The organism is Halobacillus ihumii (genome assembly GCF_902726645.1).
Lineage (GTDB): Bacteria > Bacillota > Bacilli > Bacillales > Halobacillaceae > Halobacillus_A > Halobacillus_A ihumii.
Genome location: NZ_CACVAO010000001.1, coordinates 2,952,336 through 2,967,789, shown reverse-complemented (window position 1 = coordinate 2,967,789; position 15,454 = coordinate 2,952,336). Strand labels below are relative to the sequence as shown.

General features: G+C 42.0%; 12 protein-coding genes and 1 pseudogene. 3 read left to right on the top strand and 10 right to left on the bottom strand.

Features of this window, described 5'->3' with window-relative positions:
• Nucleotide 1: 1 nt before the first annotated feature.
• From G6R08_RS14735 to G6R08_RS14725, 3 genes are all read right to left on the bottom strand, one after another.
• Nucleotides 2-826, bottom strand: a complete 825-nt coding sequence (locus G6R08_RS14735; protein ID WP_420810422.1) for a carbohydrate ABC transporter permease — start codon at nt 824-826, stop codon at nt 2-4.
• 16 nt (nt 827-842) lie between these two features.
• Complete coding sequence (locus G6R08_RS14730; protein ID WP_240339733.1) at nt 843-1,724, bottom strand: carbohydrate ABC transporter permease; 882 nt, start codon at nt 1,722-1,724, stop codon at nt 843-845.
• A gap of 79 nt (nt 1,725-1,803) precedes the next feature.
• Nucleotides 1,804-3,099: an ABC transporter substrate-binding protein gene (locus G6R08_RS14725; RefSeq protein ID WP_163528885.1), complete on the bottom strand. Its 1,296-nt coding sequence runs from the start codon at nt 3,097-3,099 to the stop codon at nt 1,804-1,806.
• A gap of 336 nt (nt 3,100-3,435) precedes the next feature.
• Here G6R08_RS14725 and G6R08_RS14720 point away from each other — a divergent pair, with 336 nt between their 5' ends.
• On the top strand, nt 3,436-4,470 hold the full coding sequence (locus G6R08_RS14720) for a LacI family DNA-binding transcriptional regulator (RefSeq protein WP_163528883.1): 1,035 nt from the start codon (nt 3,436-3,438) through the stop codon (nt 4,468-4,470).
• Nucleotides 4,471-4,534: 64 nt separating this feature from the next.
• Here the strand turns inward: G6R08_RS14720 and betA are convergent, their stop codons facing one another.
• Together betA and betB are read right to left on the bottom strand one after the other, a co-directional pair.
• Nucleotides 4,535-6,220 carry a choline dehydrogenase gene (gene betA / locus G6R08_RS14715; RefSeq protein WP_163528881.1) on the bottom strand — a complete coding sequence of 562 codons (1,686 nt, stop codon included), beginning with the start codon at nt 6,218-6,220 and terminating at the stop codon, nt 4,535-4,537.
• Nucleotides 6,221-6,370: 150 nt separating this feature from the next.
• Entirely contained in the window at nt 6,371-7,864 is a 1,494-nt protein-coding gene (betB, locus tag G6R08_RS14710) for a betaine-aldehyde dehydrogenase (RefSeq protein WP_163528880.1), read from the bottom strand.
• Between the two features lie 442 nt (nt 7,865-8,306).
• Here betB and G6R08_RS14705 point away from each other — a divergent pair, with 442 nt between their 5' ends.
• Complete coding sequence (locus G6R08_RS14705; protein WP_163528878.1) at nt 8,307-9,197, top strand: glycine betaine ABC transporter substrate-binding protein; 891 nt, start codon at nt 8,307-8,309, stop codon at nt 9,195-9,197.
• A 163-nt stretch (nt 9,198-9,360) separates the two neighbouring features.
• Here the strand turns inward: G6R08_RS14705 and G6R08_RS14700 are convergent.
• Both G6R08_RS14700 and G6R08_RS14695 read right to left on the bottom strand, forming a co-directional pair.
• A pseudogene (locus tag G6R08_RS14700) lies at nt 9,361-10,649 on the bottom strand (GntP family permease).
• Between the two features lie 42 nt (nt 10,650-10,691).
• Nucleotides 10,692-11,468, bottom strand: coding sequence for a 3-hydroxybutyrate dehydrogenase (locus G6R08_RS14695; RefSeq protein WP_163528876.1), 777 nt, complete (start codon nt 11,466-11,468; stop codon nt 10,692-10,694).
• Nucleotides 11,469-11,969: 501 nt separating this feature from the next.
• On the opposite strand from G6R08_RS14695, the gene G6R08_RS14690 reads away from it, so the two are divergent.
• On the top strand, nt 11,970-13,073 hold the full coding sequence (locus G6R08_RS14690) for an IS4 family transposase (RefSeq protein ID WP_163528707.1): 1,104 nt from the start codon (nt 11,970-11,972) through the stop codon (nt 13,071-13,073).
• A 352-nt stretch (nt 13,074-13,425) separates the two neighbouring features.
• Here G6R08_RS14690 and G6R08_RS14685 read toward each other — a convergent pair whose 3' ends face one another.
• Genes G6R08_RS14685 through G6R08_RS14675 form a run of 3 tightly spaced genes read right to left on the bottom strand, consistent with a single transcriptional unit; the run spans nt 13,426 to nt 15,438 of the window.
• Nucleotides 13,426-13,908 (bottom strand): DUF6985 domain-containing protein, encoded by a 483-nt coding sequence (locus tag G6R08_RS14685; protein WP_163528874.1) that lies wholly within the window; start codon nt 13,906-13,908, stop codon nt 13,426-13,428.
• A 4-nt stretch (nt 13,909-13,912) separates the two neighbouring features.
• Nucleotides 13,913-14,797 carry a pre-toxin TG domain-containing protein gene (locus tag G6R08_RS14680; protein WP_163528872.1) on the bottom strand — a complete coding sequence of 295 codons (885 nt, stop codon included), beginning with the start codon at nt 14,795-14,797 and terminating at the stop codon, nt 13,913-13,915.
• Nucleotides 14,719-15,438, bottom strand: a complete 720-nt coding sequence (locus G6R08_RS14675) for a ribonuclease YeeF family protein (protein ID WP_163528870.1) — start codon at nt 15,436-15,438, stop codon at nt 14,719-14,721. The genes G6R08_RS14680 and G6R08_RS14675 overlap by 79 nt, the downstream gene beginning before the upstream one ends.
• Nucleotides 15,439-15,454 lie beyond the last annotated feature (16 nt).

The following is a 15,454-nucleotide window of genomic DNA, read 5'->3' as shown; positions in this document are numbered from 1 at the left end:
ATCATCCTTTAACCCCTCCATCTGTTACGTTTCCTTTAATTAAGTTCTCTGATATCGCATACATAATGACGACAGGCAGTGCGGTAATTATCGACGCGGCCATCATTCTACCCCAAACGTAATCAGGGGTATTAAATAAGGCATATAACCCTACAGGTAATGTGAAATTCTCTGCGCCTGAGAAGAAAATCGAAGCGAAGAGGAAATCATTCCAAGCGACCATAAAGCAATAAACAAACACTGAAACAATCCCTGTAAAAGAGAGCGGAATGATGATATAGAAAATCACCTTAATTCGATTTAATCCATCTATTTTGGCCGCTTCCTCTAAATCTTTAGGAATCGTTTCAAAATAGCTGTTCAGCATCAATATGGCTGTCGGCAAAGTCTGAACAATCATCACGATAATGAGTGATGTTTTTGTATCGTATAAACCCAGGCCGGCAATCACTTTAAACAATGGAACAACTAACAGAATGCCTGAGAACATATAAACGGTGTAGAAGCTGGCATTGATCGCCAGGCGCCCTCTGAAGTTCAGTCTTGAAAGGGCATAAGCTCCGAATATCGCAATCCCGACAGAGATGACAGATGCAGTTACGGAAACAATAAAACTGTTCTGTAAATAATGAAGGTATGGAAAGATCGCTGGATTAAAGATGTCAATAAAATGCTGGAGCGTCCAATCCTTCGGGAAAAAAGTCGGGTTTCTTGAAATGGCTTCCTCGGAACCTTTAAATGCCGTCATCAGCATGATAAAGAAAGGAAACAAGCAAATGCATAACAGGGCGATTACCCCGAAATAAAAGGAAGCTCTTCTGGCCATTTTCGATGATCTTGTCTTAACTGCTGGCATTTAAGTTCACCTTCTTCCTAATAGCAATAATTAATGTACTAATCACTAAGAATAGGATGACAGAAATCGCTGATGCTTTCCCTAAGTCATTAAAGGCAAATGCGGTTTCATATAAATAGACTCCTAGTACATTCACTTTATTTGTTAATAGATAAACGTCCTCAAACATATAGAACATCCAAATCGTTCTTAGCGTGATCACCGTAAGCATGACCGGCATAATGGCAGGTAACGTAACGGCTTTAAACTTTTGCCAAATATTTGCGCCATCCATTTCGGCTGCTTCATATAACGTAGGTGATATCGTTTGCAGAATGGCCAAGAACGCGATAAAGGCGTAAGGAAAGTACCTCCAAATCGCAAACAACACAACAAGAATGAAAGCACTGGTAGGATCATCAAACCAGAGAGGTGCCCGATCAAAAAGATGCAAAATATCTCTGCCAATATAATTAATGATGCCGTATCCACTGTTGAACATATATTTCCATACAAAGATCAGGGAAATGGACGGAGTGACATAAGATAAAATGATCAGGGAACGGGCAACCTTCCTAAATCGAAATGGGCGATTAAACATGATGGCTACATAAAGACCCAGGGCTGTACTCCCCACAACGACCAAAAAGGTGTAAAGAAGAGTAATGCCAAGTGATTTATAAAAATCAATATTCGTCAATGTTTCTATGTAGTTTTCAAACCCTACAAACTTTGCAGGAAACTCAGGGTTAATAGGCTGCTCAAAAAAACTGATATAGAAGTTAGAGAGCATAGGGTAGCCAATTAGCAATAAAATTAAAAGCGAGCTTGGCAACAATAAAATCAAGGCTAACTTTCCATCTGACGTTTCTCGTTTGACCTTAAACAATATAGGGACCACCTTTCTAAACAAGGTTTAATTCTGGCTGCAGAAACCAATGTCCCGCAGCTAGCTATTGCAATAGTATTTATTCAATAACCTTCTCCAACTGTTCCTGGGCTGCATTTATCCCTTCTTCAACGCTAGCATCACCAACGGTTACGCGGTTGACCATGATAGGGATCGCATTGGAGCTTGAAATTTGGCCCATTTTCACGAAGTTCTTATCTCCTACTAAACCGAATACTTGAATTTCATTAAAGGATTCGGCAATCTCGGTAGATAAATCACCAAAGGCATTAATGACTTTATTAGATTGATAGGTTTCACTTGCTACGACACTTTTATGGACTGGCTGCGCCCCGCCTGGAGCCATGAGAATCCACTCGGTCGCATTTTCGGTTTTGGACAGGAATTTTATGAACTTTTGCGCCGCTTCTTTCTGCTGTTCTTTTAACCCCGTTGGAATTGTTAAAGAACTAACTGTTCCAAAGACAGCTTCTTGTTCTTTTTTCGGAATCGCAAACCCTAGATTACTAGGATCGCCTTGAGCGTAAACAGCGGGCATAATGTACGTAGAATAGATCGCCATTGGGGCTGTACCATTCATGAACGCATCTCTTACCTCAGTGACACCATTTGAGCCTGGCATCGTATATTGCGATAGTTTCTTATAATACTTCAACGCTTCTTTCATCTCGGGAGTGTTCAGCGTGATTTCACCATTAGCATTTAAGATGTTGGCTTTATTGGAAAGGGCAAACTGTGAGAAGGCTTGCTCTGACATTCCGGCCTCTGCAGTCGGCATGGCAATCCCATACTTCTGATTAGCCTTATCCGTAAATGCCTTCGCAACCTCAAGCAGCTCCTCCCAGTTCTGTGGTTCATCAAAACCTTTGGAAGCTAGCATTTCTTTGTTGTACCATATGCCTTGTACCCACCCGCTGATCGGGATGCCTCTAAAACCTTCCCCATCCTCTGTACGTACGAGTCGCAATGCCCCGTCAAAATACTCGTCTTTCCCAATGTCACGAATGACGCTTTTCAAAGCTTCCGTATCGACAAGAGCATTTCTATCCAGCATCTTTGCATGCTGCTGCCCCACCTCAATAACCTCTGGTAACTCGCTTGCCTGAGCTAAGGTAATGATTTTGGTCGACATGCTGCCTTCCTCAACGACCACGGGATCAATATTGATGTTAGGATTGACCTCCTCAAATTCTTCTATTAATCCATTTACTACCTTTAGGCGTTCCTGCTCTACAGAAGTATGCATAAATTCAATGGTTACTTCCCCACCCTTTGACTGGGTTTCGCTAGAGCAGCCGACTACAGCTATAGACATTATAATGAAAGCCATTATTCCAAACCATTTTCGATTCATGTGTCAGCCTCCCGAATAGTTTTTGTTTCCTTTACCCATAAGGAATCCATGTCGTTTTTATCATTTAACGAACTTTTAGGGAGCGGTCCCAAATGTTTTCAAAAAAGTTTGACAGCGCTACCATTTGTGAAGATCATAATATACCTTTTGTTTTGCTGTCAACATAACCTTTCATTCAAAACCCTTATTTTATGCAAACTTAAACCATCATAATCCCTGCCTGATCCGAAGTGTTTTTCCTTTTCAAAAAATTTCAGAAAAAATTTATCGAATGACATATTTTAATATATTTGGTACTATAAAATGGAACCGGTACCAAAAGTGAGGTGAATCACGATGAATCCGACGATCTACGATATAGCAAAAGCGGCGAATGTATCAAAGTCTACTGTATCCAGAGTCTTAAATAATAATCCTAATATATCTGCTAAAAGTAAAGAGAAAGTACAAAAGGCGATTGAAGAGTTGAACTACCAGCCAAGCAAAATTGCACGGGGGCTTTCTTCGGGCTTCGATGCTATTCTTGTCGTTTCTCGTTCAACGACAACAACAAAGAACAACCCGTTCTTCTCTGAGATCCTTCACGTCATATCGAGATTTTCTGAGGAGGAAGATTATGATGTCATTCTCCAAACCTCTCAGAATGATGTGGAAGAAATCAAACGCTGTATAGCCAAAACAGCTTCCAAAATTGTAAAAGGCATCATTATGCTTAGCTCTCCTTCTGATGAAGATTATTTTAAAGAAATCGATAAATTTAACATTCCAACGATTGTGATCGGGAAGGTAGTTGGAGAGTATAAAAACATCTACTCTGTTGATACCAATAACTTTTTAGACAGTTATAACCTTGTCCAATATATGATTGATTTAGGGCATAAAGATATTGCCTGCCTGTATTCTCCACAAGATTATCATGTGTCGATTGATCGATTAGAGGGTTATGTGCAATGTCTCAAAGATAACAATCTTCCAGTTCGAGATGATCTTATGATCAACTGTGGTTTTACCATGAACGAAGCTTATCAAAATTCCCAGCAGCTTTTCGATCGGCAAGGACTTCCGACTGCCATTTTTGCTACAGATGACCTGAAACTGCTTAGCTTGTATAAGAATTTAGATGAGCATGGTATTTCGACACCATCGGATATTCTTATCGGAGGCTACAGTAATACAGAGATTACATCTTTCTTATTTCCATCTATCATCCAGATCGAAAACCCAACAGACGAGCTTGGAGAAACGGCAACAAAACATCTGTTCAAAATTATTAAAAACGAAGATGCAACGGGCCGCCAGGTTATTATTCCTACCACAAGGACTGTCCAGGGTTCAAAGTACAAAACGCAGTCGTTTCCGAAAAAGTTATAAAAAAAGCCTCACAAGCCATCCTTTTCAAGACAGCTGTGAGGCTCTTATTTTTTATAAAATTATTTTATTTAGATACTGTGCCTGCTTCATCAGCCGAATGTACTCTATGACGATAGTAATCAGCATGATCAGGATCGAGCGGTTTACGGCCAAGGATAAGATCTGCTGCCTTCTCAGCTAACATTAATACAGGTGCATGGATATTGCCGTTCGTCACGTAAGGCATGGCAGATGCATCGACCACTCGTACATTTTCGAGTCCGTGAACCTTCATGGTTTGCGGATCTACGACTGCCATAGGGTCTGAATCTGGTCCCATTTTGGCCGTACAAGATGGGTGCAGGGCAGTCTCAGCATCTTCTTTCACCCATTCTAAAATCTCTTCGTCTGTTTGAACGGTAGGACCGGGGGAAATTTCTCCTGCATTGTACTTTTTCATAGCTGGTTGAGACATGATGTTACGAGTAATTCGGATGGCTTCTACCCACTCGCGTTTGTCTTGTTCAGTAGAAAGATAGTTATAGACCATGTTTGGATGTTCTTTCGGATCTTTTGAGCGAATCTTTAAGGAACCGCGGGCATCAGAGTACATTGGTCCGATGTGTACTTGGAATCCGTGATCCGTTGGTGCTTTTTGTCCATCATACCGTACGGCTACCGGTAGGAAGTGGAACATCAAGTTCGGGTAGTCGACGTCCTCGTTTGAACGGACGAAACCTCCGCCTTCGAAATGGTTCGTGGCTGCCGGTCCGGTACGTCCGAGCATCCACTGCAAACCGATCCAAGGCATGCGCGCTTTACTTAAGTTCGGCTGTTCGGAAACGGGAACTGGACAAGCGTGCTGGACATAGACTTCAAGGTGATCTTGAAGGTTTTCCCCAACACCTGGAAGATTCACAACTGGTTTAATGCCAAGAGAGCTTAGGTGTTCAGCATCTCCCACACCTGACAATTGAAGCAGCTGTGGCGTATTGATGGCACCGCCTGAGAGAATTACTTCACCTGCTTGAACTTGATGAGTCTGTCCATTGCGTTGATAGGTCAATCCTTTAGCTCTTTTTCCATCAAAATCGATACTTGTCACGAAAGCACGAGTCTTCACTGTCAGGTTCTCACGTTTCAAGGCCGGGTGAAGATAGGCACGTGAAGCGGATAATCGCTGGCCTTTGTACACATGCTTATCAAACGGCCCGAATCCTTCCTGACGAAAACCGTTCACATCAGGGGTTCTTGAGTAACCAGCCTCTACACCTGAGTCAAAAAAGGCTTGGAATAAAGGGTTTTTAGCTGGACCGCGTTCCAATTTGATCGGCCCGTCGTGACCGCGAAGGTCATCATCTGGTGATCCTAACGCATTTTCCAAACGTTTGAAATAGGGAAGGCAATGCGCAAAATCCCACGTTTCCATACCTGAATCGGCTCCCCAGCGTTCATAGTCCATTGGGTTTCCGCGTTGATAAATCATACCGTTGATGGAACTGGAACCTCCGAGTACTTTTCCTCGGGCATGCTTGATCCGTCGGCCATTCATATATGGCTCAGGATCAGATTCGTATTTCCAGTCGTAAAGGCTTTTGCCTGCTGGAAATGGCAAAGCTGCCGGCATTTGGATCAGCAGGTCCCATGAATAATCACTGCGTCCAGCCTCTAATACAAGAACGCTTTTTTTTCCATCTTCACTTAGACGATCACCGAGTACGGAACCCGCACTCCCGCCGCCTACGATTACAATGTCATAGGTTTCAGTCATCTATTGTTCCTCCTTGATGTTGAGAATGGAAAGAAGGGATTCAGACAATAGGAGCAGCAATGCCCTTCTTTCATGTATTGATTCAAGTCAGTGTATCTATAAAACTATTTCTTAAAGCTGATAAAGCCTGATTCAATAGAAATGAATCTATTAGAACCAGTTGATAGGCTCAGGTTTAAGATTTTGGTAGATATGCTTTGTTTCTGTATATTCTTCCATACCTAGTCTGCCTAGCTCGCGGCCAATACCAGACTGCTTAAATCCACCCCAAGGGGCGTGCGGGAAATAAAGGTTGAATTCATTAATCCAAACCGTCCCCATGCGCATCTTCGCTGCACAGCGTTCTGCTTTTGCAATATCATTTGTGAACACACCGCCAGCCAGTCCATAGATCGAGTCATTCGCAAGCTTTATGGCCTCTTTTTCGGCAGTGAATTTTTCAACCGTAATAATGGGACCAAATCCTTCATCTTGAACGACGCTCATGTCTGTTGTGCAGTCTGTGAAGATTGTAGGCAGGTAGAAAAATCCTTTTTGCAGTTCAGGGTCTTCTGGGCGTCCGCCGCCAACGGCTACTGTCGCCCCTTCTTCGATTCCTTTTTCTACATATTTTTCTACTTTTGCAAGGTGTTCAGCTGAAATAAGCGGTCCCATTTGAGTATCTTCTTCAAATCCGCTTCCCAGCTTGAATTTTTTCACTCGTTCGACAAGCGCTTGAACGAATTGATCGTGAATGCTTTCTTCTACAATCAGTCTTGTACCAGCGGAACAGATCTGCCCTGCGTGGAAGAAAACTCCGTTTAATGCTTGATCGACAGCTATTTCAAAGTCAGCATCAGCAAAGATGATATTCGGATTTTTCCCTCCCAGCTCAAGTGCTAGATTCTTCACGTTGGAGCTTGCCGATTGCATAATCTTCTTCCCAGTCGCAATGCCACCTGTGAAAGAAATAAGGTCTACGTCTTCGTTGCTGGAAAGCTCTGCACCTACTGTATGGCCTGAACCAAGAACTAAGTTGGCCACACCGGCAGGGACCCCCGCCTCTTCCATCAATTCAAATACTTTTATAGTAGTAAGCGGTGTAATTTCACTTGGCTTCATGATTAACGTATTTCCCGTTGCAAGCGCAGGAGCCAATTTCCATGACGCTTGCAGTAAAGGATAATTCCACGGCGTAATTTGTCCGCAGACACCTACGGGTTCGTGCACCACTTTACTGATCGAGTTTGAGATCGGAGAGTCGATCAGCTCCCCGCCGTTTTTGTCCGCAAGTTCTGCGAAATAACGAAATACTCCCGCGATATCATCCATGTCACCGCGGCTTTCTTCTACTGTCTTGCCGGTATCCAATGATTCTAAGTAGGCAAGTTCTTCTTTATCTCGTTCAATCAATTCAGCAATCTTCCTTACGACTGCTCCCCGCTCGGTTGCTGGGGTAGCAGCCCATTCCCCGTTATCAAAAGCTTCTCTCGCCGCAGCGATTGCTGCTTTCGCATCCGATTCATCACCTTCGGGAACGACAGCGATCACTTCCTGATTAAATGGATTAATAATCTCACGCGTATTCTCAGCGTCCGCGCCAACCCAATTCCCATTAATATAATGTTGCAGCTGAAGTTTATGATCCAATTTTATCAACTCCATTTTCGATGTATGTTAATTTTATTAAGAATTTATTTAACGTTTTTAACACTAGCATGCCTTATTCTGGATGTCAAAGTCATTTCAAGCATGAAGGGCAGAAATTTTGAAAAGTAACTCAGATGGAACAAGAAAGGAAATAATTTACAAATGTAATCCTTGAACGATTTGCATTTGACATTAAATCTGAACACGTTATCATAAAGTTCAGAAAGAACGTTTGATAAAAATTTAACAGGTTTTACTTTTTAGTAAAGGAGTGGTCAAAAGAGTAAGCTTAACAAGTGGTTGATCAGGTAGTTTATTGAAGACTGCTTGGATCCATCTCTGCCCCATCTTACATATAAAAGAGCGGGCTTCATTTTGCAATTTTTGTTAACTATATTCTTAATACATTTCATTTAGATGTGTTGGAATAAATATAAAATAAAGGGAGTTTATCAACATGAACAAGTGGAAAGGAAAACTTGGATTTATTTTAGTAATTCTTATGGTTGCTGTCCTGACAGCTTGCGGAAGTTCTAATGAGGAAGAACAAGCAGCTGCAGGTTCTGGGGAAAGCGATAAAGAAATCAGCATTGGTCAAATCAACTGGGCTGAAAACATTGCGGTAACAAATATGTGGAAAGTCATTTTAGAAAATAAAGGATATGAAGTGACGTTAAAAAATCTGAACATGGGCAGCACGATGCAAGCGCTAGAAAGCGGCGATTTGGATGCTAGTTTAGAAATATGGTTACCCGTTCAGGATGCTAACTATTTAAAAGAATTTAAAGATACCGTTAATTTCTCAGAGGCTACCTGGTATGACAATGCCAAAGTAGGACTTGTTGTGCCAACCTATGTAGAAGAAGTGGATAGTGTGAAAGACTTGAACGAACATAAAGAAATGTTCGATAGCGAAATTGTTGGGTTTGACCCTGGCGCAGGTACAATGGAAGTGACGCAGCAATTAATTAAAGACTATAATCTGGATTTTGAACTCCTATCAAGCTCTGAACCTGCGATGTTAGCTGAAATTGGCGAGGCCATAGAAAACAAAGAACCTATCGTAGCGCCTCTTTGGAGCCCGCACTGGGTCTTCTCCAAATATGACTTAAAATTCTTGGAAGATCCGAAGAAAACATACGGTGGTGTAGAAAAAATTCACCATGCGACAAGACAAGGATTTGCAGAAGATTATCCAGAAGTGAGCCAATGGCTGAAAAATTGGAAGATGAATGATCAACAAATCGGCAAGCTTATTGAGTATGTAGAAAATAGCGAGGAGCCTATTGCTGGTGCTAAGAAATGGGTAGAAGAGAATCAGAAATTGATTAGTGAATGGGTGAAATAAAACTAAAGGCGATTCAGTTTTGATATGATGAAGAGGGCATTTCCATTGGGGGAATGCTCTTTTTTTATTAAACACTGGACTTATAGGCAGCAGTTCTATGTATCGTATATAAAAGGCCTCACAAGCCATCTTTTTCATGAGACGCTTGTGAGACTTTTATTTTTTATAAAATTCCGATCGATGATAATAGAATTACTACAGCAACAGAAATAACTGGAATCAGTACAGCTACAACAAAGATATCTTTGTAACTGTCTTTGTGAGTCATACCGGTAATGGCGAACAACGTCAGCACGGCACCATTATGCGGCAAGGCGTCCAGCCCACCTGATGACAGCGAAGCGACACGGTGGAAGGCTCCGGGCTGATGCCGGTGTTTTGTGCGATTTGATAATATTTCTCCCCTAGTGCTTCGAGGGCGATGCCCATACCGCCGGAAGCGGAGCCTGTTGCCCCTGCAAGAATGTTGACAGCGATAGCTTCTGAGATCAGCGGGTTTCCTTTGATTCCCATTAGTAATTCAGTCAGGCGCTGGAAGCCAGGGAGTTCTTTTACAACGGTACCGAAACCGACGGCTGCACTGGTATTGATAATGGCGATAACTGAGCCGTTGGCACCGCTGTTAATGGATTTGATAAAGCGTTTGAATTTGTCGATGTTCAACAGCATGATCAAAATAATTCCGGCAACAAGTGCGGTGATCACATCCCAGCTGAACACATTCAGCGTAATAAGTACGGTTAATAAGGGCAGGATCGACAAGAGAAAGTGTGGATCTTTTTCGTCTTCGACCTTTTCAACGATTTTCTTATCTTTCGGTTCTGTAAAAACTTCACCTTTGGCCGTGAGTTTCTTCTCTTGCCAGCGTAAATATAAATATCCTCCAACTGCCATAATGATCGCGGCAATGATCCCCATCACGGGTGCGGCCATTGGATCCGTATGGAAATATTCCATTGGGATCAGGTTCTGAATCTGTGGTGTGCCTGGAATGGCAGTCATCGTAAATGTGAAAGCCCCTAAGGCGACAGTGGCTGGAATAAGTTTTCGACTGATGTTCGCCTCCCGGAATAGGGACAGGGCGAGTGGATACACAGCGAAAACAACAACGAACAAGCTGACCCCGCCATAAGTAAGGACAGCGGCGGAGACGAGTACGCCGAGAATCGCTCGACTTGTGCCGATAACTTTTGTAAAAGCAACAGCCACCGACCTGGCCATCCCGGTATCTTCCATAAGCTTTCCAAATATCGCTCCGAGCATGAAGACAGGGAACCAGTCCTTCGCAAACCCGACGAACCCGCTCATATAGGAGTCTTTATAGGCTTCCAATAAATCAAGACCGCCTGTAAGTGCCACCACTCCTGCTGCGATTGGGGCTACCCAGATGATCGACCAACCGAGATAGGCCAGCACCATTAACACGACAAGACCTAGTAAAATTCCAAACATGATGTTTCCTCCAATCGTTTAATAGATTACTTGCTTACTTAGTTATTGGGCCGTATAACCGCCATCAATAACAACAGCTTGGCCTGTGACTCCTTTTGCCTTATCATCAGCAAGGAATAGGGTGTAATCGGCGACTTCCTGGACAGACAACAGCCGTTTTTGTGGAACCAATGGATAAATGACTTCTTCTAGTACCTTTTCAAGTGATACATTACGGTTCTTCGCTAAATCTTCCAATTGATTGCGAACGAGCGGCGTATCGACGTAACCCGGGCAGACGGCGTTTACCGTGATCCCGTGTTCCGCTCCTTCTAATGCCGTCACCTTCGTTAAGCCGATGACACCGTGCTTTGAGCTGTTGTAAGCGGCTTTCCCGGCAAACCCGATTAAACCGTTGATCGAGGCCATATTGATGATGCGCCCTGATCCTTGTTTTTTCATAATCGGGAAGGCATGCTTGGTCGCCATAAACGGGGCAACGAGCATAACTTTCGTAATCAACTCGAATTTCTCGGTTGGAAACTCCTCGATCGCCGCCACATGCTGAAGACCGGCATTATTAATCAACACATCCAACCTGCCATACTTCTCAACTGTATGATCAATGGCCTGCTGCAACTCCTCTTCTTTTGTCACATCACACGTTAGCCCGATGCATTCAAGACCTTCTCGTTTCAATTTCTCGGCCGCTTCGTTTACTTTCCCCTCATTGATATCACTGAGCGCGACTTTGGCTCCATTTTCCGCAAACTCAACGCCGATTTCGTAGCCAATTCCACTTGCAGCTCCTGTAATGAACACAACTTTATTCTCTACCATTACTTGTCACCTCTCCTTGAAAAATGTATATAATCGTAAGTCTTTCTTTGCTGGACTGTTAGTTGCTCATGTTTGAGTGGCACCTCCCCTTATAAGTAACCGCTTTCAATTTTCTGTCCAGTTAAATCTGCTCAGTCCTTCTCCCTGTTATATTGCAAGTACCGTGCCAACTTTCCGTTTTCAGAAAAGGGCAACAATGAAGGGGTGTTCACTTATCTTCTGTTCGTGGAGAGAGTACGGATTTCTGGAAAAACGGGTTAAATCGTCCCCTGTCAATCATGTAAACCCTTACTTATATTGCAAAAAAATAAACCATTCCGATATCTCGGAATGGTTTTCCGGTTTTTCGGAATGGTTTAGAATTTTGTTTGTTAGCTTATAAGTCACTAGTGTTGCATAAATAATATCTGAATGTTCAGAACTTATTCAGATCCATAAAAAAATCCTTTATAATGGTTGGCGCAGGGGTTCCTGTCCAAATCCAATATAAAGGACTCTCACATGGACAAGAATACCGTAAAAACGTCATTTGGTAAATACGTAAACGTAATGAATCTAGAAAATTTAGCTGTCCCTATCCAAGAGATGGACCGGTATACGAAAAAATATTCGTTTGAATCCTATCTCCATTTCATGATTTACGCTCATTTAAACGAAATAGACAGCCTTCGGGCGTTAGAAGATGCGCTGATTAATAAGAATCTTCAAGCTCAGCTGGGTTTTGAAACGCTTAGTGTCTCGCAGTTATCACGAAAGCATCGAGCCATCGATTCAGACATTCTGGCAGCGATTTTCGCTGAACTATCTATGAGAATCAAAGGGAAATCTGGTCCGACTAAATTCGGAAAGCCTCTCTATTTGATAGATTCCTCGACAATCACACTGAATAAGGACCAATTTCCCTGGGCATCTTTTCGAACCACAAAGTCTGGAGTAAAACTTCATTTGAGATTGGTTTTTATGGATGATAACCACCAGTTCCCTGATCAAGCGGTCATCACGCCAGCACTTGAGCACGATAACAATCAACTGGACATCTTAATGGATGAGAAAGATGTCATGTATGTGTTTGACCGCGGCTACATGGACTTTGAACGCTTCGATGAGCTTTGTCGGGAAGGGTATACATTCTTAACCCGAATCAAGAAAAACACTGTCGTGACAGAAGTTGAAGCGTGCCCAGTCGAAGACTCGCCTCGTATTAAATCGGACCGTGTCGTGCGGCTGGGATCTTTTCAAAATATGATGGATGCCGAGATGAGAGTCATCGAAGTTTGGGATACGAAGCATAATCTTCTTCGGCTTACGACCAATGATATGGAAACACCGGCTGAAACCTTAGCTGAAATGTATCGAAATCGTTGGCAGATTGAACTTTTCTTTCGATGGATCAAGCAACACGTCACAATCAAACGTTTTTTCAGCTTTGATGAGGAAGCCGCTCAAAACCAGATTTATATCGCATTGATTACGTTCTGTTTACTAGTTCTACATAGTCAGGAAACTCAATCGAAGTTAAGCCCATTAAAAGTCGCTAGAAGGTTGAAAGCCCTGATATGGCAGTCTTGTCAGGAATGGAAAGAAGCCCTCCGGAGTGTCCCCTGATACAGACGCGATGGCTGTTGTCTCAAGTTTAACTGTATAAAAATACCAAATGGATAGAATCGCCTGTTTAGGTGGATGTTCTCTTTTTTTACTTTAACAGCTAAATATGAGATTACTGAATTTTTGGACTATATTAATGCAACGCTAGTGCTTATAAGTGATAGGTGTTTGAAGCATATTACTTTTTAGCCCAGTTAAAGTTACTTTTTTAAAAAGAAAGAAAATCCTTTTAGCTTAAATACTCTTCTTCCCAATTTTCCTGTTTTTCAACTGGATCAAGCTGTGAAATATCCTTATATCCATAGTTTGTTTTCATTTCACCAATGTTTTCCTACGACTACTACTCAAGTTATTACAATAAAATGTCTTGAAAACCTACTTCGACTAATTTCTCGTTTTCAAATTTTATTCCTAATCCATGCTCAATTTCCCAAGTACAATCACAAATAAAACCTACCTCTCTTTCATCTTCATCAAAAACCATCGGAAACAAAATTTGCTTTGGAGTAACCAATTTGTTTAATTCTGGAATTTCAGAGATTAGAGGAGCGTTTTTAATCTTTTCTACATCACTAAATTGATCTCTATATTGAGGAATAACCTCCTGATAATAATTAAAAGTAGCCTCTTCGGCCTCTCTAACTTTCACGTTAATATCTTCAAAAAACTTTTTATACGCTTCTACTTGTGCATCTTCAAACTCAGCGTCTTCTTCAGCGTCGATTATAACCTGAATGTTTATATTTTCTCCGAACATTTCCAACTCAATTTTTTTTACCCAGCCGTAGTTATAGTATAATGTACCAAATACAGAATGATTAATTTCTTTTTCCACAATCCTATTCTCCTTTTTTATCTAATAACTTTTTGACCTCTGCTACTCCACCTAAATGCCCGAATTTACTATTGATAGTAGATGGAACCAGTTGCATAGATGTCATATCATTTAATTCATGCCATGTTAACTTTTCTGTTTTTCTTATTTTAACAATTTCTTTCCTTGTCACTCCTAATTTTCCAGCTAGCAATTCATCCGCTTTTCTAAAGTTTATTCTTCTGTCAGTAGACATTTTAGAAATTTGTACATCCCCTCTTGAAACTACAGAGAAATCAGGTATAGCATCCGCATAATCTATTCCATCTTTTCCAATTCCGTTTAAAATATCGCGAGCGCCATCATCATAAGATATAAATGTTGACTCTCCTCTTTGGTCTGTCCATTTTCCATTACTTACAGGAGTTTGAGCTAAGCGTTCTTCATAAGTACTCTTAGGCATCGTTAGTTTAGTATCATCAACCTTAACAAAACTCTTAACACCCTTAGCACCTTTCCCCGCCAGCTTAACATATCCCCCACCTATAATAGAGGCAGCCAGAAGCGTCCGCTCCCAGCCCTCATACTCCACGCCCGTAATCAGATTCTCCCCGGTTTTCGTTTCTATTGCTGCTTTAATGTTTCCGACAATCGGGATAAAATCAAGGCCAAAGGAGAGCGTCTTTTTCCACCAAACGACATCCTCTTCTTCCGATGATGCCGTTACTTCTTCCCTTGTACATACCCCTCCAGACGTGAATTCATACTCCAAGGACACAGGAGATAGACTTTTCTGTTCCAAAATAAAACGATCCACTTCATTTGGAGCCGCTAATGATTCTGCTGTTGCTTGATTGATAGATTTCCACTCTTCCACTGATTGAAGCTGTCCTGATTGATAGATTTCCACTCTTCCACTGATTGAAGCTGTCCTGATTGATAGTGGTCTATACTGATATCCTCAGCCTCAAACTGAGAAGCAATCGATTCAATGTATTGATGCATAGTGGAGAGACTTTGCTTCAGGTCTGACAACTGATTTGATTGGGTTTGATCAAATTCATGCAGTTGCTGTACGGTCTGCTCCTTTTTATTCCTTGCCTGCTGAATCTGTTGCAAAAATGCGCTGTCGTCAACGGGTGATAAGGATACAATATCTTGTACGCCACTAACGACCTGGTTAACCTCCTGAACCAGTTCAGTCGTGACGGTACTTACCTTATGTAATCCTGCCTCTACCTCTTGCTCGAGGAAACCTTCCTGAATCACGCCGTTCGGAGAAGGTTCGAATTGATTCATGGAGTCGAGCATAGTTTGAATGGCCGCTTCATATTGCGAAATAAATTGTTCCAAATAGGTCAGGAACGGAAGATGGACTTCCTGGTAAAACGTTCGAATCGCTTCGCCTCCCTGGCCGTTAAGGGATTCCTCTAAGTCAACGATGGCTTTTATACTGGTCTTCACGTGCTGGATGGAGTTTCTCAAGTTAGCCAACATATGTATGGTTTCTTCTCCACCCTTCTGCAGATCCGAAACGTCCAACACTTTCATGTAAGTAAAACCTCTT

Excerpts from the sequence above, each read along its gene's own strand:
- G6R08_RS14735 (WP_420810422.1), bottom strand. The coding sequence starts at position 826 with ATGGCCAGAAGAGCTTCCTTTTATTTCGGGGTAATCGCCCTGTTATGC.
- G6R08_RS14725 (WP_163528885.1), bottom strand. The coding sequence starts at position 3,099 with ATGAATCGAAAATGGTTTGGAATAATGGCTTTCATTATAATGTCTATA.
- G6R08_RS14720 (WP_163528883.1), top strand. The coding sequence starts at position 3,436 with ATGAATCCGACGATCTACGATATAGCAAAAGCGGCGAATGTATCAAAG.
- betA (WP_163528881.1), bottom strand. The coding sequence starts at position 6,220 with ATGACTGAAACCTATGACATTGTAATCGTAGGCGGCGGGAGTGCGGGT.
- betB (WP_163528880.1), bottom strand. The coding sequence starts at position 7,864 with ATGGAGTTGATAAAATTGGATCATAAACTTCAGCTGCAACATTATATT.
- G6R08_RS14705 (WP_163528878.1), top strand. The coding sequence starts at position 8,307 with ATGAACAAGTGGAAAGGAAAACTTGGATTTATTTTAGTAATTCTTATG.
- G6R08_RS14695 (WP_163528876.1), bottom strand. The coding sequence starts at position 11,468 with ATGGTAGAGAATAAAGTTGTGTTCATTACAGGAGCTGCAAGTGGAATT.
- G6R08_RS14690 (WP_163528707.1), top strand. The coding sequence starts at position 11,970 with ATGGACAAGAATACCGTAAAAACGTCATTTGGTAAATACGTAAACGTA.
- G6R08_RS14675 (WP_163528870.1), bottom strand. The coding sequence starts at position 15,438 with ATGAAAGTGTTGGACGTTTCGGATCTGCAGAAGGGTGGAGAAGAAACC.